We start from the raw sequence: 19,332 nt of genomic DNA on the forward strand, positions 1-19,332 counted from the left end.
TCATAGTGGCCTTAGTTTTTGCTTTCTAGCTCGGAATGTCTAGGTGGCAACTTGAGTTAAGATAAGACAAAAGGTAAAGGGGCAATTGCCCTAGCCTGAGCACGCCGCGCTAAAAGGGCCACCCCACCTGCAGGCTGCAGGGCAGCAGGACATGGCGCAGCTCGGCCCTACAGCTCCAACAAAGCCTCGGCCTGGAAAAGGTTGATGCCGCTTTCTACCAGGGCCAGGTACTTCTCCATGCTGCTCACTTCCTCAACCTGCTCTTCCAGGAACCACTGCAAGAACTGAAAGCCGACAAAATCGCCCTCCGAAAGGGCCACTTTAGCCATGGACTGGAACTGCTCGGTTACGCTGCGCTCCCACTTGAGGGCTTGCGAAACCGCATCGGCAGCGCTCTTGAAGCGGGTGGAAGCAGCCGGTATGGCCGGAAAGTCGAAGGCCTCGCCCGCATCCACCAGGAAACACACAATCTTCAGGGCGTGTTCTTTTTCTTCTGCTGCCTGCCCGTAGAACAGGGTCGCCCATTTGTCCAGGTTCTGCTGGGCAAAGTAGGTTCCGATGGCCAGGTATTGCTGGTGCGCTCCAAGCTCGTGGCCGATTTGTTCCTTGAGTTTCTGGGAGAGCTTGCTCGATATAAGCGGCTGTGTGGCTTTGGGCATGGTTCACTCCTTGCAGGCAAATCTGTGAAGCGTCTAACAAGTAAAAGGCTAACACTTCGGGCCCCCAGCAAAGTAATCCCATCCCTATAAGCAGGCCTCTATCCGCGTGTGCTGTGTGCTGGGCGAGGATGGGGTTTGGGCCTTACTGCGAGTTTATACCATTTTGTTGTAATACTATGCAAAAACCCGGTGGTCAGACGCCCAAATAAATGATATGCTCTCCCCTTGGTATGCCCGCCCGCACCGATCTCAAAAAAATCCTCATCATTGGCTCCGGTCCCATCACCATCGGACAGGCCGCCGAATTCGATTATTCCGGTACCCAGGCCGTCAAAGCCCTTAGAAGTGTGGGCTACCAGGTGGTGCTGGTCAACGCCAACCCTGCGACCATCATGACCGACCCGGAGCTTTCGGAGGGAACCTACCTCGAGCCCCTCACGGTGGACTTCCTGGAAAAAATCATCGCCAGCGAGCGTCCGGATGCGCTCCTGCCCACCCTGGGCGGCCAGACCGCGCTCAACCTCTCCATGGCCCTGCACGAGCAGGGCATTCTGGCGAAGTACGGCGTGGAGCTGATCGGTGCCAACGCCGCAGCCATCAAGAAAGGCGAAGACCGCGAGGCCTTTCAGCAAGCCATGATCAAGATTGGTGTGGACGTACCCAGGGGCAAGATGGTGCATAGCCTGGAAGAGGGGCTGGCTTTTGCCCGTGAGGTTACCGGCTATCCGGTGGTGGTGCGGCCCAGTTTTACCCTGGGCGGCACCGGGGGGGGCATCGCCGAAAACGAACCGGAGTTTATCGAAATCCTGACCCGGGGCCTCTCCCTCTCCCCCACCCACTCCGCGCTGGTCGAGGAGTCCATCGTGGGTTGGAAGGAGTACGAGCTCGAGGTCATGCGCGACAAGAACGACACCGTGGTGATCATCACCTCCATCGAGAACGTGGATCCCATGGGGGTGCATACCGGCGACTCCATCACGGTTGCACCCGCCCAGACCCTCTCGGATGTGGAGTACCAAAAAATGCGCGACGCGGCCATCGCCATCATCCGCGAAATTGGGGTGGAGACCGGCGGTTCCAACATCCAGTTTGCGGTCGATCCCAAAACAGGCCGCATGATTGTGATCGAGATGAACCCCCGGGTTTCGCGCTCGAGCGCCCTGGCCTCCAAAGCCACCGGCTTCCCCATCGCCAAGATTGCGGCCTTGCTGGCGGTGGGCTACACCCTGGACGAGATCCCCAACGACATTACCCGGAAAACCCCGGCCTCCTTCGAGCCCACCATCGACTACGTGGTCACCAAGATTCCCCGCTTTGCCTTTGAGAAGTTCAACACCCTGCCCAATGTGAATCCCGGCGGCTTCTCCGACCGGCTGGGCACCCAGATGAAGAGCGTGGGCGAGGTGATGGCCATTGGCCGCACCTTCAAGGAGTCCTTCGGCAAGGCCCTCAGGAGTTTGGAAGCCGACGTGCGGGCCGGGTTTTCCAGCTATACCAGCGAGGAGCTCGAGGCCCGGCTCTACCCCAGCCCCACGCGAATTTATGCAATTCTGGAACTGCTGCGGCGGGGCGAACAGGTAGACCGTCTTTACGAAAAAACCAAAATCGAGCCCTGGTTCCTGACCCAGCTCAAAGAGGTGGTGGACGCCGAGCACGACCTCGAGACCGAGCATGCCCGGCTGGAGGATGCCGAAGACTGGCGCTATGTCAAAAGCTTGGGTCTATCCGACGCGCAAGTGGGCGAACTGGTGGGGGTTTCGGAAACGATGGCCCGCAAAGAGCGCCTGGCCGCGGGCTCCAGGCCGGTCTACAAGACCGTGGACACCTGCGCCGCCGAGTTCGAGGCCTACACCCCCTACCACTACAGCACCTATGAGTTGGAGGATGAAGTTCGCCAGACCAGCAAGCAAAAAGTGGTGATCCTGGGCAGCGGCCCCATCCGCATCGGGCAGGGGGTGGAGTTCGACTACGCTACCGTGCACGCGGTCTGGGCACTGCGCGATGCAGGTTACGAGACCATTATGGTCAACTCCAACCCCGAAACGGTCTCCACCGACTACGACACCGCCGACCGCCTCTACTTTGAGCCGCTCACGCTGGAGGACGTGCTTAATCTGGTTGAACACGAGCGGCCTTTGGGGGTCATTGCCACCCTGGGCGGCCAGACCCCCCTCAAGCTGGCCAAAAAGCTGGCCGAGGCCGGGGTCACGCTGCTGGGAACGAGTTGGGAATCCATCCACAAGGCCGAAGACCGCGCCGAGTTCAACAAGCTCTGCGCCGAGCTGGGCATTCCTCAGCCCAAAGGCGCGGTGGCCCGCACCCCCGAAGAGGCCCTCAAGCTGGCCGAGGCCCTGGGTTATCCCCTGATGGCCCGGCCTAGCTACGTGTTGGGCGGGCGGGCCATGCAGGTGGTGCACAACGCCGAGGAGCTGCGCTGGTATCTGAATGGCATCTACGCGGCCCTTTCCGAGCGGCCCTCGATTTTGCTGGATGAGTACCTGGAAAACGCGCTCGAGCTTGATGTGGACGCGCTCTGCGACGGTAAGCAGGTGGTGGTGGCCGGCATCATGGAGCACATCGAGCGGGCCGGGGTGCACTCCGGCGACTCGGCCACCATCCTGCCGCCCGTCTCCCTGACTCCCGAACAGCTCGAGACCGTCCGGGCCTACACCCGCAAGCTGGCCCTGGCGGTGGGGGTGAAGGGCCTGATCAACGTGCAGTACGCCCTCAAGGACGGCACGCTCTACATCCTGGAAGCCAACCCCCGCGCCTCACGCACGGTGCCTTTCGTCTCCAAGGCCATCGGGCACCCGCTGGCCAAGTATGCCGCCCTGATTGCCGTGGGCAAAACCCTGGACGAGCTGGGCTTCACCCAGGACCCCACCCCCGGCTTCTATTCGGTCAAGGAAGTGCTCATCCCCTGGCTCAAATTCCCTGGGGTCATCCCGGTGTTGGGGCCCGAGATGCGCTCCACCGGCGAAAGCATGGGCATAGACACCGACCCCTACCTGGCCTACTACCGGGCCGAACTCGGCGTAGGCCAGCAGCTGCCGCTGGCCGGCAGGGTGCGCTTTATTGGGGCCGAGCACCTTGAGCCCGAATGGGAAGCCGCCGGCTTCGAGGTCTCCGAAGGGGATTACGACCTGCTGGTGGCCCTCACCCCCGACCCCGAGCTGCGCCGGGCCGTGGAAACCGGCAAGCCCTTCATCACCACCCTCGAGGGGGCCAGGTGGAGCCTCGAGGCCATTAAGCGGGCTCGCAGCTCCAACCTGCCGGTTCGGTCGTTGCAAGGCTGGCATACTGCCTGATACAAACCCCACCTGAAGCTTGCTGTTTAGCGCGGTATTCGCCGAGATGCTTATCAAAACGCCGCAATGCGGCACATCTCTGTGAAGCCTGGTGAACAGCCGCGCGATGGGGATCGTCCGCCCTTCGGGTGGGGCAAAACATTCGCGTTCAGGAGATTCACCTAGGGCCGTATGCACAACGCAGCCCGTTAATTGTGCTGGCTGGCTCGAGGCTAAGTTGCGCCAGGGCAGGAATGAGTCAATGCATACCTGGCGCAATTCCTAAAGCAAACTTTCGGTACGGCGTCTTGCATTTCGCTTATGGAGACACTTAAAACAAAAAAACTGGCTCCGCTATGGAGCCAGTGAATAAACAACACCTACTTCTTGGCAGCCGCTTTCTTAGGCGCAGCCTTGGCAGTGGTTTTGCTAGCCGTTTTCTTAGGCGCAGCCGCTTTTTTCGCAGCGGGTTTAGCCTTGGCCTCGACAGATGGTTTCGCAGCAGCCTTGGCAGGGGCTGCTTTGGGAGCAGCCTTCTTGGCGGTGGTCTTAGCAGTGGTCTTGGCAGCAGCTTTGGCTGGGGCCTTAGGGGCTGTTTTAGTAGCCTTTTCGGTAGCCTTGGCAGGGGCTGCTTTGGGGGCAGCCTTCTTGGCAGTGGTCTTGGCAGCGGCTTTAGGGGCAGTCTTGGCTGCGGTTTTGCTGGCTGTTTTCTTGGTCGCAGCCTTCTTGGCAGCGGGCTTTTGGGTGGATTCAGTTTTTGTTTGTTCAGGCATGTATGTACCTCCTTTAGTTCAGTGTGGAGTCATCTAAGCCCTGACTCACAAATCATGCGCTATCCAGCGGATGATTTGCCCAATCACACAACCCCCAAGAGGCCTTGTGTGCGCTGGGGACAAGTGGTGCTTTTAGATTGTTTCTCCACTGAGCCTCACTATACAACATGTTGTGTGCTTTTGACACATAAAATACAACCCGTTGGTGAATTTTCAATCTCTTCGATGCCAATCGGACTATTGCGTTTTGCCCTTTTTTATCGCTTTTTTTGAGCATATACAGCTTTCACCAGGCCATCTTAATCAATTTGCGTCTGCATCGCACCAAACACCCGTGACGCCCGAGCCCCGCCTGGAATTCACCGCTTGCCTCCCCGATGCAAGAATCAATGCCTTGCCTGTGGCAAGCGACAAATAGGCTTCCCCACAGCAAATTGAGCACCGGCATAAGCAACCGGTTAGACGGGCCGGGCTGGTTGCTCGGTTATCGCAGCAGCAGCCCCATGTACAAAGCGCTTACATGACCCTGCGATACAATACTCACCATGCTGGATTCCAAGACCATGGCCCTGGCCCAGGATGTGCGTGCGCTACTAACCAAAGGGCTGGACGCATTGGCTCGAGTGGGCATCGAGACGGAGCCGCTCAAACAGGCTTTATTAGACCTCGACGGCCCTTTTTTGCTCGTGGTTGTCGGTGAGTTTAACAGCGGAAAGTCATCGTTGCTTAATGCCCTGCTGGGGGGCGACTTCTTAAAGGAAGGTGTTACGCCCACCACCGACCGCATCAACCTGATTGGCTATGGCCCCGAACCCAAACTACAACCGCAGTCACCTGAGCTGGTGCTGATAGAGCTGCCTCACCCTCTGCTCAAGGAGGTACGGCTGGTAGATACCCCCGGCACCAACGCCATCCTGCAACACCATCAGGTCTTGACCCAGAAATTCCTTCCGCGCGCCGACCTGATTTTGTTCGTCACCAGTGCCGATAGGCCCTTTACGCAGTCCGAAGCCAATTTTTTGAGTTTTATTCGAGCCTGGGGCAAAAAGGTGGTGCTGGTCATCAACAAAATGGATCTGCTCAGCGAGGCCGAGCTACCGCAAGTACTCGAGTTCGTCCGCAAAGGCGTCGACCAAACCCTGGGGCATATTCCCCCAATCTTTGCGGTGTCGGCCCGCCGGGCACGGCAAGGCCAAGCAGCTACCAGTCATATCCCCGAGCTCGAGGCCCACATCTACCAGGTGCTCACCCACCAGGCAGCCCAGCTCAAGCTGGGCGCACCGCTGGGGGTACTGGCCCGGCTCGCCGAAGAAGCCAGGCCTGCGCTGGAGACCAGGATAAAGGAGACCGAGAAGCAACTCGCCACCTGCCATGAGCTGGATGGCCTGCTCCAGCGGCACGAAGAACGCACCCGCCGCGACTTTAGCGGCCAGGTTGCACTGGCCCTGCAGGCCATTGACGAGGTGCGCGTCAGGGGTGAGCGCTGGCTGGACGAGAAAGTGCGGTTCTCCAGGTTTCTCGAGCTCATGCAGTCCAACAAGCTTAAGCAAAGCTTTATCGATGACGTGGTCAAAGGCGCTAATCAAGAAATTGAGCGCCGCGTGCTCGAGGCCATGAACTGGCTGGCCAAACGTGACCGTGAGCTGCTGGAAGACGCCCTCTCGCTGCTGCGCGAAGCCCCCGGACTGCGGCGCACTGAGCAGGTCGGGCCAGAAGAGCGCACCATTGCCGGAAACCTGGAAGAGGCCCTGCGCTCCTTCGACGCCGAGGCCGAAGCGATACAGTTGCGCGACTTCATCCAGGAGAGCCTGCGCGGCACCGCCCTGGCTGAAGTAGGGGTAATGGGCCTGGGCCTGACCATCCTGCTGGTCGCACAAAAGATTGCCTTCGACATCCTGGGCATTTTTGCCACGGTGTTTGGGGCCATCCTGGCCACCTCCATCCTGCCCCGCCGCAAAGAGGTTGCGAAAACCCGCCTGCGTGAGCGGCTGGCTGAGCTAAAGAGCACCCTCGAGCGGGCTTTGCATGAGACCCTGAATACCGAGATAGAGCGCACCCACCAACGCTTCAACAGCCTGTATCGCACCCCCTGCACCCGTCTAGAGAACACCCGCAACGCCGCCCTGGCCCACCTGCAGCTGGTCGAAGACCTAAGGCGAGAGGCGCTCGAGCTGCGCAACCGGCTGGACTAGAGCGCCGCGAAGCGCAATTGCTTGAGTATCTGGCGCAGCGCAATGGGCCTTTATCAGCCCTGCCTTTAGGGGTCTTTCACGGTAAGCACCGGTATCGCCGAGGCCCGTACCAGCCCTTCGGCTACCGAGCCCAGGCCCTGGCCGCCCTGACCACTAACCCCAATCACGATTAGGTCGGCTTCCCAGGCTTTAGCCGACTCTATTACCTGCTGAACCGGGTTACCCTGGGCAACTTCGTGGCCAGGTCGAACTGCGTCATCTTCCCAGGTGCTGGATACCAGCAGCTCCAGCTCGAGCAGGGCCTCGGTGGCGGTAAAAGGCGAGTCTGCTGTTACCACGTGTATCACCCGCAGCTCAGCCTGTGGGAAGCTGGCTCGAGCCAGCTCCAGAGCGCGCTTTGCACACGGCGAAAAGTCGGTGGCAACCAGAACCTTCTTGAACATCGTCCGCCTCCGTTTCTACAAGTGCCTCAGCATTAGCCTAGCCCTTCATAAAGGGCTTTGTGTCCCTACCGCACCTCGCTGCCGCAAGGCCCCGTCCAGGAAAGGACTCAGCGCACCAAAAGCACCGGGCACCGCGCGTGGGTTAACACCTTCTGACTCTGACTACCCAGCAGCAAACCCTTTAGCTGGCCCAAACCCCTGGTTCCCATTACTATCAAGTCGACCTTTCGAATCTCTGCAACCCGCAAAATGGCCTCAGCCGGGGGCCCTTCCAGCACTTCGGTTTCAAGCTGGGGAAACTCGCCCAGCAGGGCCAGAGCCTGTGCCACCACCCGATCTGCTGCTTCGGTTCGTTTCGAGATGGCCTCTTGCAAAAAGGGTTCTCCTAAGTAGTCTGGAACCGGATCGTAAGTATGAACCAGACACAGCGAAGCGCGGTACTGACGGGCCAGATCAGCAGCCAGCAGGGCCGCTTTCTGGGCATGTTCCGAGCCATCGAAGGCCAACAGGATATTTTTGAACATAGCTACCTCCTAAGCCAGCGCATCCAGGGGATGCTTGTCGGATACTGCACGCTCAACAATGGTTCACCCCTGTCTTGCAAGCATATTATGAGGTCTTCTCGAGCAGTTTAGGGCCTCCCTAGCGCTGCCCTGACCCGAAGCGAGCCCCTCAGGTGGGGTTTCCATCCGACGTAACGCCTAAATACCTCCGGCTTGTTCATTCGTCACAAGCCCGGCGTAACGCCTCGCGTAACTTTAGTCTATGTTGCGGGTGGAAATACCCCCTTTGCAGTCATCGCTACCTCTACCCGCAAACCCGGAGGTAACTATGGCAAAACTCATCGCAGTTGATGACTCGCTGGCAGACCTGAAGCTCATCGAACAGTCGCTTGCACCATACCACCAGGTGGTGCTGTACCAGGGGAGTGAGGATGTAGAACAGCGCATCGAAGCCGAAAAACCAGATGCGGTTCTGCTCGATGTGGTCATGCCTGGGCGCAACGGCTACGAGGTTCTTCGCTCCCTGCGGCGCAACGAGTCTACCAAGCACATTCCGGTGCTGGTCATCAGCTCCAAGAGCGCCCCGACCGATATTGAGTGGGGTAAGCGCCAGGGCGCCAATGGCTACCTGACCAAGCCCTACACCCCCGAGGACCTGCGTAAAGCAGTTCAGGAAATCCTCTAGGCCGCCAAGCGGTTCTGGCTCGTCGGGCTATCTACAACCAGGAGGATATGGCTCGGTTATGAACCACATCAGCATCGGCAGAATCTGGGTTCTGCGGCTCGGCAGTATCTTTTTGGGAATAGAGCCAAAAGCCTTAAAAGAAGTGCTGGAAGTGACGCAGCCCACCCCCGTTCCGTTGGCCCCTCCACCTCTGCTGGGACTCCTGAGCAACCAGGGCCAGATCGTGCCGGTATTCGACCTGAGCCAGGTGCTACAGATTCCGCCCGCCGGCTCTGGCATTGCTGCTTTGCTCGAGGTCGAAGGACAACCCATGGCCTTTATGGTTGACGAGGTGGCCGGGCTTCGCACCGATCTGAGCGGTGCCTGGGTATCCCCCAGCCAGGAGCCCCTGTTCAGCGCTGTGGTGAAAGATGGCGAGCAAAGCATCCGCGTCCTGAATCCAAGCGGCCTGCTCGAGCACCTCACCACCCGGATCTCGCCAGCCACCCGCACTTCGGTTGCGCCAGTCCAGGCCAGCCCGCAAGCCTGAACCCGCTAAGCCAACTGCACAACCTTTTTAAGGAGTCCCTATGGAGCAAACCCACCTTCCTATCAGCCACGATCCCCTGCTGGTTGTGGCCTCGTTCCTGATAGCCATCTTGGCAGCCTATGCCGCACTGGCCATCATCAACCGCCTAAGGCAAACCAGCATCAACAAAAACTGGTTGTGGCTGGGAGCCGTTACCTTTGGGCTGGGGGTCTGGGCCATGCACTTCACTGCCATGACCGCCCTACAGCTCAACATGCTGATCGCTTACGACCCCCTCCTGACCCTGATCTCGGTGCTATTTGCAATCGTGGGGGCCGCAGCAGCTTTCCAGGCAGTCAGTCAGCCGAAGGTTGGCTTCAAGCAAATACTGTTCTCTGGCTTTTTTCTGGGTGCGGGCATCGGAACTATGCACTACGTGGGCATGTTTGCCATGCGCCTCAACGCCCAGCTATCCTTCGACCCCCTTCTGGTTGTGGCCTCGGTTCTGGTAGCCGTAGCGCTGGGCACCTTCGGTATCTGGACACTAATCAGCCCGGCTTTTAGTCGAGTTCCTTTCCGCCAGCTGGTCACGGCGGTCATCACTGGGTCGGCCATTCCCTTTATGCACTACACCGCCATGCTTGCAGCCCGTTTCACCAACACCGGCAGCGAGCAAATTCACAGCATGGCCGCAAGCGGCGCCCTGCTTTCGCTTAACGTTTTCTTGTTGTTTGCAGTGGCCATACTGGGGCTACCGTTGTTTCTTACCTCTCTGCTCGAGACCTCCACAGAGGTTGTTCAGGAGGCCGAAGCATGATCCGCCGCAGCCCCAAAACCACCGTTCGCCCCTCCCGTCGCCCTACCCCAGCCATGCCCACACAGCTCCTGCCCACGGGTGGGCTGCTGGGATCGCTAAAGATCTGGCAAAAGCTCCTTCTGATCGTGCTTGCGTTCTCGGTGGCAGGCGTTGTGCCTGTAAGCATCCTTTTTTTCAATGAGCAACGGCAAAGCGAGCGCTCTTATAACCAGCTGCTTGGATACCAGCTTGCCCAGGCGCTTTTTGACACAATCCAGCAGGTGAGTGAACACCGGCGCTTCAGCATAGATAACAAGCTCTTAGGCACAAGCACCGACCTAGCAAAAGAAGCGGGCGATGTGGATACCGCCCTCAATCGGCTTGTTCAGCTCAATGAGGGCATGAAAGATCGCTTTGGTCTTGCCGCATCGCTCAGCGAGCTCAGCCAAGCCTGGGAGCAGATTAAAAACCAAAGCCAGGCTGCCGGCGTCAACGCCATTTTTGAGATGCACCAGCAGCTGATCAATCAGCTAAACCAGACCCTTGAGAAGCTGAGCCTGTCCTCAGGCCTGCTGCTGAACACAAGCGCGGAAGCATTCCTGCTTACCGAAATCGCCCTGCGCAACCTGCCGGCCTTGCGCGAAACCCTGGCCGAATTGCGCTTCCTGGGCATGGTGGTGCTGGCTCGAGGATCGGCGCTCATCTATGAGCGGGAGCAAATCTTAAACCTGCTCAAGCGTGCCTCTGAGCAATCCGAGACCATTTTGTTGAAGGTAGCGCAGAGCGAATTAGAACAATCCCGCGACCTGGAAAGCATCGCGCTTGAAGTGGAAAAGCTCGCTGGAGATGTGGGCTTTGCCGATACCCTGGTGACCAACTCGATTCTTGCCACCACCCGCACCACCCTTCGTCCCGGTGAGTATGCCAGCACTTTCGTCACCATCAATACCGGCATTACTCAACTTGGGCAACAAACCTCACAAATATTGACCAAGTACCTCCTGAACAGAATACAAACTACCCAGCAAGCGCAGGCTTTGTTGTTTGTGACCATCGCCCTGGCTTTGGCGTTAACCTTAGGTGTGGTAGGGGCTGTGGCTCGCTCAATTACCGGCCCGGTGGGGCAGCTCTTTAATGCCTCCATGCGTTTGCGTAAAGGCGACCTGGGGGTGCAGGTACCGGTGCAATCCTCCGACGAGCTCGGCTCGCTGGCCCGCACCTTCAACGAAACTGCCGTGCAGCTCAAAGCCAAGGCCGAAGCCGACGCCGAACAGCTTCGCCAAAGCCAGCTTCTACAAGAAAACATCGGGGCCTTCCTGAACATAGCCATGGATATTGCCCAGGGAGACCTGACCAAGCGCGGGCGCGTAACCGAGGACGTGCTGGGCAACGTGGTAGACGCGGTAAACCTGACCATCGAGGAAATTGCCTTCCTGCTCAAGCAAGTACAAACCGCCGCCGAGATGGTAAACCAGGGTGCTACAGAGATGGCCCTGAGCTCTGCTAGCGTGCAAGAAAAGGCCGAATCGCAGGCAGAGCTTTCGGCCCGGGCCCGCATCGAAGCACTCGACACCACCGATTCCATTCATAGCATGGCCGAGCAAATCGTGCAGGGCTCCGAGCTGGTGATGCAGGCCAAGGAGGCCGCGCTGGAGGGCCAGGGCGCGGTGCAAAACACCCTCAGCGGTATGCAGAACATCCGGCGTGAGGTACAGAGCATCTCCAAGAGCATCAAAGGCCTCTCCGACCGCTCGCTGGAGATTTCCGAGGTGGTGGACACCATCTCGCGCATCGCCAAGCAGACCAACCTGCTGGCCCTGAACGCCGCCATCGAGGCCGCCGGTGCCGGTGAGGCCGGTGCCCGCTTTGCGGTGGTGGCCGACCAGGTACGCAAGCTGGCCGAGGACTCGGCCCGCGCTGCCCAGCGGGTGAACCTGCTGGTCAAGGGCATCCAGACCGAGATCCAAGGTGTGGTGATCTCGGTAGAGGGTGGTACCCGCGAGGTGGAGCAGGGCTACCGCATTGCAACCGAAGCCGGGAGCAAGCTCGAGCAGATCGCAGCTTTGGCCCAGCAATCCGCTGAGGCCGCCCGCTACGCTGCACAGCTAGCCCAAGAACAGGTAAGCCGGGTGGAAGAAGTAACCGGTGTGGTGCAGGAGATCTACAACACCGCCCTGCAAACCGACCAGGAGAGCCGCAAAGGCCGCCAGACTGCTGAGCAGTTGCAAGCCCTGGCCCAGCAACTCAGCCGCAGCCTGAGCCGTTTCCGGCTGCCCGCATAAAGGGAAACTATGGCACTGCAACGCGACTATCGCGAAGTAGAAGTCAAGCAGGTAGGGCCCCTGGGCGCCCAAAGCCGAAAGGTGCGGGAAGATGCCGAAACCCTCGAGGCCCCCTATACCGGATTCTTCGGAAGCCTCCGCATTCCCTACAAACTGGCCCTGCTGGTTGTTCCTTTGCTGTTTCCAATTTTCTATTTGTTGTTTGTGCTGGTTAATGAGCAGCGCAACGATGTCAACTTTGTGCGGGCTGAAAAACAAGGGGTGCTCTTCCTGCAAAACAGCGGAAACCTGCTCAAGGCCATGGCCGAGCACCGTAGCCTAAGCGCGGTTATCCTCTCCGGCAATCAGGAGCTTGTCGTTGCCCGCACCCAGAAGGCCGAGGAGGTCAGCCGCGACCTGCTGCTGCTCGCACAGATGAACCGGGCTGCAGGCGACCCCTTCGGCATTGGGGAGAAACTAGCAACCCTCAAAACCGACTGGGATACCCTGCTCGCCATGAAGTATGGCCCCTCGCAAAGCTTCCAGGAGCACACCCAGCTCATCCAGCAGCTACTGGGGATTTACAAGCAAATTGCCATCGGCTCCAAGCTGACGCTGGATCCAAACGCACAGAGCTACTGGCTGGTAGATTCGGTGGTCTACCGCCTACAGCCGGTTATGGAAACCCTGAGCCAGGTGCAGGGCATCGGCGCTACGGTTTTGCAGACCAAGCAGCTAACCCCGGAGCAAGAAAAGCGACTGAACGGGCTTCTGGCATCGCTCGCCAATCGCAGTACGGGCTTTGGAGAGGTTCCTTCGGCAACCGCTTTGCTCGATCAATCGGTAAAAAACGCCCTGACCACCAACCCTCAACTAGGCGACAGCCTGAGTGAGCGGGTAAACTCGGCCAGGGCCATCACCGAATCAGCGCTTGAGCTGACCCGTCGGGAAGTGTTGAGCAAACGCTATGCCCTCGAGCCCAGCCTGTACCTTGACCAGCTAAGCCGCCCCATTGAGGCCTACTTCGCTGTACAAAACGCAGCCCTGGCCCAGCTTAACGACCTGCTCGATGGACGCCTGGGGCAGCTGGTCAATCAGCAGGTACTCATCCTGTTTATTGTGGTTGCAACGCTGGTGCTATCGCTTTGGCTGATTGTTAAGGTTACGAACTCCATTCTGGCGCCGGTGCGGGAGCTGACCCGGGTGGCGCAAAACCTTGGGCAGGGCGATCTTTCCACCCTGGCCCACCTTCGCTCCAACGACGAGCTGGGCCTGGTCAGCAAGACCCTGAACCAGTCCATCCTGACCTTGCGCTCCCTGCTCGAGCAGCAAGAGGCCGAACGCCAGCGGAGCTTGCAGCTCCAGGAAAATGTGCGGCACTTCTTGGCAGTCGCTACCGAGATCGCCCAGGGCGACCTTACCAAACGAGGCCAGGTCACCAACGATGCGCTGGGCAACGTGGTAGACGCAGTGAACCTGACCATTGAGGAAATTGCCCAGCTGCTCAAGGGGGTAAGGCAGGCCGCCGAGTCGGTGAACGAGAGCGCCGCACAAATGGATCAACTCACCGCCTCCATCGCTGCCGGGGCCCTTTCGCAAGCCCAGGAAGTAAGCCAGGTACAAAACCAGACCCGCATGGTAGCCAGCAATATCCGTCAGATGGCCCAAAGTGCAGGTTTCACCGCCGAGGCCGCCCGTCAGACCCTCGAGTCGGCCCAGCTTGGCCGCCAGGCCGTAACCCAGACCCTCTCGGGCATGAGCGACATCCGCAGGGAGATGCAGGCCATCGCCGAGAACATTACTGCGCTGGCCCAGCGTTCTGCCGAGATCGAAAACATTACCCGGGTGCTCGAGGACTTCGCCTCGCAAACCAACCTTCTGGCCCTCAACGCCTCCTTCGAGGCCGCTGGAGCAGGGGCTGCAGGCCGTCGTTTTGCCATTGTGGCCGATGAAATCCGCAAACTGGCCGAAGAGTCGGCCCGTGAGACCAGCCGGGTGAACAATCTGGTGCAACAGGTGCAAAACGACATTGGCCGGGTGGTCGAGCTGGTTCGAGAAGGGGTACGCGAGGTGGAGACCGGCTACAGCACGGCCAACAGCGCCGGTAGCCGCCTCGAGGAGATCGCCAAACTGGCCGAACAATCCGCGGGCCTGGCCCAGGAAATTTCCAGCCTGGCCCAGAGTCAGGTATCGGTGGTGGAACGGGTCGATCAGGCCGTGCAAAAAATCACCCAGACTGCACAAAAAACCGGAGCGGAAAGCCAGGCAGGCCGCCAGTCTGCCGAGGCCATGCGGGTGCTGGCCCAGGAGCTCACCAAAAACCTGGGTCGCTTCCGCCTGCCCGACTAGGAGAGGCCATGACTGCTGCAACCACGCCCGATCTGCTACAAAGCTTCCTCGAGGAGGCCTGGGAGACCGTGGCGGTCTTCGAGCAGGCTGCCGAGTTTCTGGCCATAAAGCGCCACGAACCCCTGGTGGTCATGGCCCACCGCCTCAAAGGCTCGGCGGGATTGTACGGCTTTCCGCAAATCTCCAACCTGGGCGCTTTAGCCGAGCGCATTCTGGAAGCCGCACCCCGCTATACTGAACCCCAACAGGCCAGGGTCATCGAGTTTATGGGCCAGTTAACAGCAGTGCTGGTCAACGCGCTGGAAAACATTGCCATCCACGGCCAGGAGGGCCGGGTGGGCCTCGAGCTTGGACGTTTAGGGGCTGCAGCCCTGATCCAAGAGCTCACCACCCTGAACCCCGAAGCCTTCGCCAGCAATAGCCCCGAGCCCACCCAAGAAACAATCCCCCCGCCAGGCCAGACCCAGGTGGGGGTGGTGGAAGAGCTACAGAACTTCTACCGGCAAAACACCGAATTCTGGGAGTTTTTCGCCCCAGAAACCCTCGAGAACCTCGACCATGTGGCCAGTGCGCTGGCCCAGCTAGAGCTTGACAGCCAGAACGGCGAGCACCTGCGGGCTTTGTTCAGGGCCATGCATACCGTGAAGGGGGCGGCCTACTCGGTAGGTTGCAAGCCCATTGGGGCCCTGGCCCACCAGCTCGAGGACCTCCTGGTAGCGGTGCGCGAAGGCCACAAATCCTGGAACGACCAGGTCGCACACCTCATCCTGGAAGGGGCGCAGGTGCTGGGCAAAATGATTGTGGTGGCCGAAGGTAAAGACCCACCAGCCGCCCAGACCCTCGGCAGCCAGCTCTTTGAGCTACAGGGCCGGCTGGCCCACCTGCTGGGCCAGGAAGCCCCAGCAAGCCCCCAGGCGCCTGCCCCCGCACCTCCCAGGCCTTCCGTGCAGCCCACCCGCTCCAGCAGCACCGCATCGGTGCGGGTAAGCCTCGAGCGCCTCGATGCCCTGCTCAACCTGGCCGGCGAAACCCTGGTAGCCCGCTCGCGCCTGGAGCTGCTGGCCCAGCGTTTCGAGGAGATGGAAGAGCTGCTAGAGGTGGCCCGCCAGCGGCTCCTGCGCACCACTTCCGATTTCGAAACCCGCTACCTCAACCCGCGCCTCTCCCTTGTGCAGGAGGCCCAGAACCCCCAGGCCCAGAGCACCCTGGGCAAAACCGTACAGGAGCTTTTTACCGAGCTCGAGTTCGACCGCTACGACGACCTCAACATCCTGGCCCGCTCCATCCAGGAAATGACCAGTGACCTGGCCGAGGTGCGCCACACCCTTAGCGAACAGATCAAGGCCTTCCGCCAGGAAACCGAACTCTTCGGTAAGCTTTCGCAAGACCTGCGCAACGAAGTAGGCCGGGCCCGCCTCATTCCAATAGGCCGGTTTTACGCCCGACTCACCCGCCAGGTACAGCAAATCGCTGGCGAAAAGCAGGTGCAACTTCAGCTCCAGGGAGAACAGGTCGAAATTGACTCGGTGCTGCTGGATGGCCTTTCCGAAGCCCTGCTCCACCTGGTCAACAACGCTGTAATTCACGGCATCGAAAGCCCGGCTGAGCGCCTGGCCGCAGGCAAAACCCCGCAGGGTACCCTGACCATCCGCACCCAGCAGCAACGCAGCACCCTGGTATTGGAGATTAGCGACGATGGGCGTGGCATCAACCTCGAGGCGGTCAAGCAAAAGGCGGTCGAAAAGGGTTTGCGCACGCAGGCCCAGGTGGAAGCCATGCGCCCGGAAGAGGCCATGGAGCTCATCTTCCTCCCCGGTCTTTCCACCGCTTTGGTGGTTTCCGACGTGGCCGGGCGTGGGGTGGGCCTCGATGTGGTTGCGGCCACCATCCGCCGTCTGCGCGGTGACCTGACCGTCGAAACCCGCAGTGGCCTGGGTACTACCTTCCGCTTGCGGGTTCCCCAGAACCTGGTGGTCTCAGACATCCTGTTGCTGCAAACCGGCGGGCAGGTAATCGGCCTTCCCCGCGAAAGCCTGGTTACCTTGCTCACAGCGCCTGCGGGTCAGCAAGAAGTGGCCTATGAGGGCAGCCCCGTCCCCATTAAGCTCCTCAGCGCGCTCCTGGGCTTGCCACCCATAGAACAAGAAGAATATGCGCTGGCTGTGGTGGAAGGGCGCGGTGGGGCCCTGGTCGCCCTGGCGGTCGAGCGCTTTGTCGGTTTGCAGCAAGCCCTGGTTAAACCCCTCACGGCTCCCCTTTCCGAGCTACCCCACCTTATCGGCGCAACTGTTTCGGCCACTGGCGAGGTCATTCTGGTGCTGAGCCCCAGCGGTCTTCTGAGCCTCAACACCTCCATGCCCATCCAGGCCCGCATCAAAAACCCCTCTACCCAGCGCCTTCCGGTGCTGCTGGTCGACGACTCGCTCTCGGTGCGTAAGGTGGTGGCTCAGATGCTGCGCAAAACCGGCCACCAGGTGGTTACGGCGGCAGACGGGCAGGAGGCCCTCGAGCTTTTGCAGCAACAACCCTTCCAAGCAGTGGTGACCGACCTCGAGATGCCCCGCATGTCTGGCTTTGAGCTTTTAGAGGAGGTGCGGCGGCGTCCCAACCTCGCCCATCTGCCCATCGCCGTGCTGACCACGCGCGCTTCAGCCAAACACCGCGACCTCGCTACCCAGCTTGGTGCAAATGCCTACCTGACCAAGCCCGCCGACGAGGTAGAATTAGAGCGGTTCTTGCGGGGGATCTAGGGGTATGTGCTCCGACCGGCTCCCGCAAAATTCGCCGCTTTACCGTGAGGCTTGCTTGAAAAAGGAGATTTTTCCATGAAAGCCCTGATCCTGACCGGTCAGGCCAAGCGTGGCGTTGCGCTCAAAGACAGCTTTGCGCTGTCGGGGTTTGATGTCCAGGTCGAGGACAGCGCCCTCTACGCCATGACCCTTTTAGAACGTCACCGCCCCGACGTAATCGTTAGCACCGCTTCGCTTAGCGATCTAACGGGTGCGGAGTTCTTTGAGATGGTACGCGCTGACCCACAGCTTGCGCTGGTTCCTTTTGTCTTGCTGGACGGCCTCACCCCAGCCAAGGTCGGCGACCTCGACCTGGTCCTGCCCCCAGACACCCCAGCAGCTGAGGTGGTTCGCAGTGCGTACAAGCTGATCCTCGAGCTCACCCGCAAAACCTACATCACCGAGCCCGCCAATCCCGTAGCGCAACACGGCATCCAGGGGCAGCTGGGCGACATGAGCCTGTTCGAATTGGCGCAATGGCTAGCCAAATCGGCCAAAACCGGGCGGCTTCGGATCGAAGTCCAAGGCAATAGCGCCAGCTGGTTGTTCAGCAAAGGGCAGCTCATCCACGCCGAATATGCCGGCAAAAGTGGCGAAGACGCCGTGCTGCATTTGCTGCTTCAGGTCGAAAGCCAGCCCACGGGCCATTTTCACTTCGAGCCTCTAAGCGAAGCTGATTTCTTTTTGGAACCCGTTACCATCCGCAAAAGCACCGACCAGCTCCTGCTTTCTCTGGCTGTCGAAATGGATCATCGCCAGCAGCGCATCAACTAGAGCGCTCTTCACAAACATTGGGCTGCTCACAACTTGATTGCTTTGTCCTAAAGCAGCACAGTCACCTCCCGGATGGGTGGCAGCGTCTGTGAAGAATGCGATAAAGCTTCAAGCACCCGGCATAGCGGTTGTTTGGTTGATTTCTCGTCTGGCAGATGCCCTTTGAGCCGTAAATGGCATCCGTCATGGTTACGCATCACCAGGTAGAGCCCGTACTGGTACTAGCATTAGGGGAGTTATGCAAGGAGCCAAAGTACTCGTCGTTGATGACAGCACCAGCGTACGCAAGGTGCTGGAGAAACTGTTGTCGTCCCGTGGTCTGGTTGTTACAACCAGCGAAACCGCCGAGCAGGGCCTGGAGGCGGTCAATCAAAACACCCCCCACCTGGTTATTGCCGATGTGGTGATGCCCGGCATGAGTGGCTTTGAGCTATGCCAGGCGATTAAAATGCAAGCCTCTACCAAAAACATCCCGGTAATTCTAATCTCCGGCATCATCAACGAAGGTGTGGTCAGCCAGGCCCAGCAGGCAGGGGCCTTCGATGTGGTTTCCAAACCCTTTACACCCGACGATCTCTTCCCAAAAATCGAAAGGGCGCTCAACGCCGCCAGGCAGTCGCTCCAGGCTGCAGGAGAGGCTATATCAACACCCAGTTCTGCCCCAACAGCAACCCCCGCCCGTACCGAGGCACCAACCCCGCAACCCCCAATGGCCCCTCCCGCAAGCCAGATCGCCTTGACATCGTCCCATGAAGCCGTTCCTGCGCCGCTCGAGGCCCAGCCAACCCCGCCTGCTCGGCAAGCCCTGCTGGAGGAGCTGCGGCCATTCCTGGACAAGCCCGAAATCGAAAGTGTTTTCGTAGTAGACAATGCCGGTCAGTTGCTGGCCTGGTTGGGTCAGACCCTGGACGAGCCCGAGTTGCTTGCAACCTACGTACACACGCTTTTGTCCATCAGCAGCGTAATGGGTGAAAAATACCACCTCTCCTCCGTTCAAAGCCTGAGCCTCGAGTACCCTGGTAAAACCCTCATCATCAACCGCATCAGCGATAAGGCATCGCTAATGCTCATGCTGCGCGGCACTGGCGGCACAGGTGTAATTCGCTATCTGGTGCTAAAGCAAATGCCACAGCTCAAAGCCGCCCTGGGCAATTAACCGCACTTTTCTCGTTGCTGTGCAGAAGGCTATATGCCTCCTGCACAGCTTTTTTGTCAGGGGGTGTTGACAGATTTTGGGGTATTCGGTACTCTCTTCGTTGCGCTGCTGATACGAAGTCAGGCGCGAGGATCATGAAAAAGGGGTAGTAAGGAAG

At 59.5% G+C, this 19,332-nt stretch carries 13 protein-coding genes; 10 read left to right on the forward strand and 3 right to left on the reverse strand.

Annotation, left to right across the window (positions count from 1 at the left end; all coding sequences use genetic code 11):
• Nucleotides 1-167: 167 nt before the first annotated feature.
• A complete protein-coding gene (locus ABWU19_RS10390; protein ID WP_435901618.1) occupies nt 168-659 on the reverse strand; it encodes a ferritin in 492 nt (163 codons plus the stop codon).
• 230 nt (nt 660-889) lie between these two features.
• On the opposite strand from ABWU19_RS10390, the gene carB reads away from it, so the two are divergent.
• Both carB and ABWU19_RS10400 read left to right on the forward strand, forming a co-directional pair.
• A complete protein-coding gene (gene carB, locus ABWU19_RS10395) occupies nt 890-3,967 on the forward strand; it encodes a carbamoyl-phosphate synthase large subunit (RefSeq protein ID WP_435901619.1) in 3,078 nt (1,025 codons plus the stop codon).
• 1,297 nt (nt 3,968-5,264) lie between these two features.
• Nucleotides 5,265-6,911: a dynamin family protein gene (locus tag ABWU19_RS10400; protein WP_435901620.1), complete on the forward strand. Its 1,647-nt coding sequence runs from the start codon at nt 5,265-5,267 to the stop codon at nt 6,909-6,911.
• Between the two features lie 65 nt (nt 6,912-6,976).
• Here ABWU19_RS10400 and ABWU19_RS10405 read toward each other — a convergent pair whose 3' ends face one another.
• Together ABWU19_RS10405 and ABWU19_RS10410 are read right to left on the reverse strand one after the other, a co-directional pair.
• Nucleotides 6,977-7,354: a universal stress protein gene (locus ABWU19_RS10405; protein WP_435901621.1), complete on the reverse strand. Its 378-nt coding sequence runs from the start codon at nt 7,352-7,354 to the stop codon at nt 6,977-6,979.
• Nucleotides 7,355-7,461: 107 nt separating this feature from the next.
• Entirely contained in the window at nt 7,462-7,878 is a 417-nt protein-coding gene (locus ABWU19_RS10410; protein ID WP_435901622.1) for a universal stress protein, read from the reverse strand.
• 307 nt (nt 7,879-8,185) lie between these two features.
• Here ABWU19_RS10410 and ABWU19_RS10415 point away from each other — a divergent pair, with 307 nt between their 5' ends.
• The 8 genes from ABWU19_RS10415 (at nt 8,186) to ABWU19_RS10450 (ending at nt 19,175) form a co-directional block, all read left to right on the forward strand.
• Nucleotides 8,186-8,542, forward strand: coding sequence for a response regulator (locus ABWU19_RS10415; protein WP_435901623.1), 357 nt, complete (start codon nt 8,186-8,188; stop codon nt 8,540-8,542).
• A gap of 58 nt (nt 8,543-8,600) precedes the next feature.
• Nucleotides 8,601-9,071, forward strand: coding sequence for a chemotaxis protein CheW (locus tag ABWU19_RS10420; protein ID WP_435901624.1), 471 nt, complete (start codon nt 8,601-8,603; stop codon nt 9,069-9,071).
• A 40-nt stretch (nt 9,072-9,111) separates the two neighbouring features.
• Entirely contained in the window at nt 9,112-9,867 is a 756-nt protein-coding gene (locus ABWU19_RS10425) for an MHYT domain-containing protein (protein WP_435901625.1), read from the forward strand.
• Nucleotides 9,864-12,128, forward strand: coding sequence for a methyl-accepting chemotaxis protein (locus tag ABWU19_RS10430; protein WP_435901626.1), 2,265 nt, complete (start codon nt 9,864-9,866; stop codon nt 12,126-12,128). The genes ABWU19_RS10425 and ABWU19_RS10430 overlap by 4 nt, the downstream gene beginning before the upstream one ends.
• A gap of 9 nt (nt 12,129-12,137) precedes the next feature.
• Nucleotides 12,138-14,456 carry a methyl-accepting chemotaxis protein gene (locus ABWU19_RS10435; protein WP_435901627.1) on the forward strand — a complete coding sequence of 773 codons (2,319 nt, stop codon included), beginning with the start codon at nt 12,138-12,140 and terminating at the stop codon, nt 14,454-14,456.
• 8 nt (nt 14,457-14,464) lie between these two features.
• The gene (locus ABWU19_RS10440; RefSeq protein ID WP_435901628.1) at nt 14,465-17,206 is read left to right on the forward strand and encodes a hybrid sensor histidine kinase/response regulator; all 2,742 of its coding nucleotides are present in this window, start codon (nt 14,465-14,467) and stop codon (nt 17,204-17,206) included.
• A 75-nt stretch (nt 17,207-17,281) separates the two neighbouring features.
• Complete coding sequence (locus ABWU19_RS10445; RefSeq protein WP_435901629.1) at nt 17,282-18,019, forward strand: DUF4388 domain-containing protein; 738 nt, start codon at nt 17,282-17,284, stop codon at nt 18,017-18,019.
• Between the two features lie 238 nt (nt 18,020-18,257).
• On the forward strand, nt 18,258-19,175 hold the full coding sequence (locus tag ABWU19_RS10450; protein WP_435901630.1) for a response regulator: 918 nt from the start codon (nt 18,258-18,260) through the stop codon (nt 19,173-19,175).
• The last annotated feature ends 157 nt before the right edge of the window (nt 19,176-19,332 follow it).

Origin of the sequence: Meiothermus cerbereus (assembly GCF_051297115.1) — a bacterium.
In the GTDB taxonomy this organism is placed as follows: Bacteria; Deinococcota; Deinococci; order Deinococcales; family Thermaceae; genus Meiothermus; species Meiothermus cerbereus_A.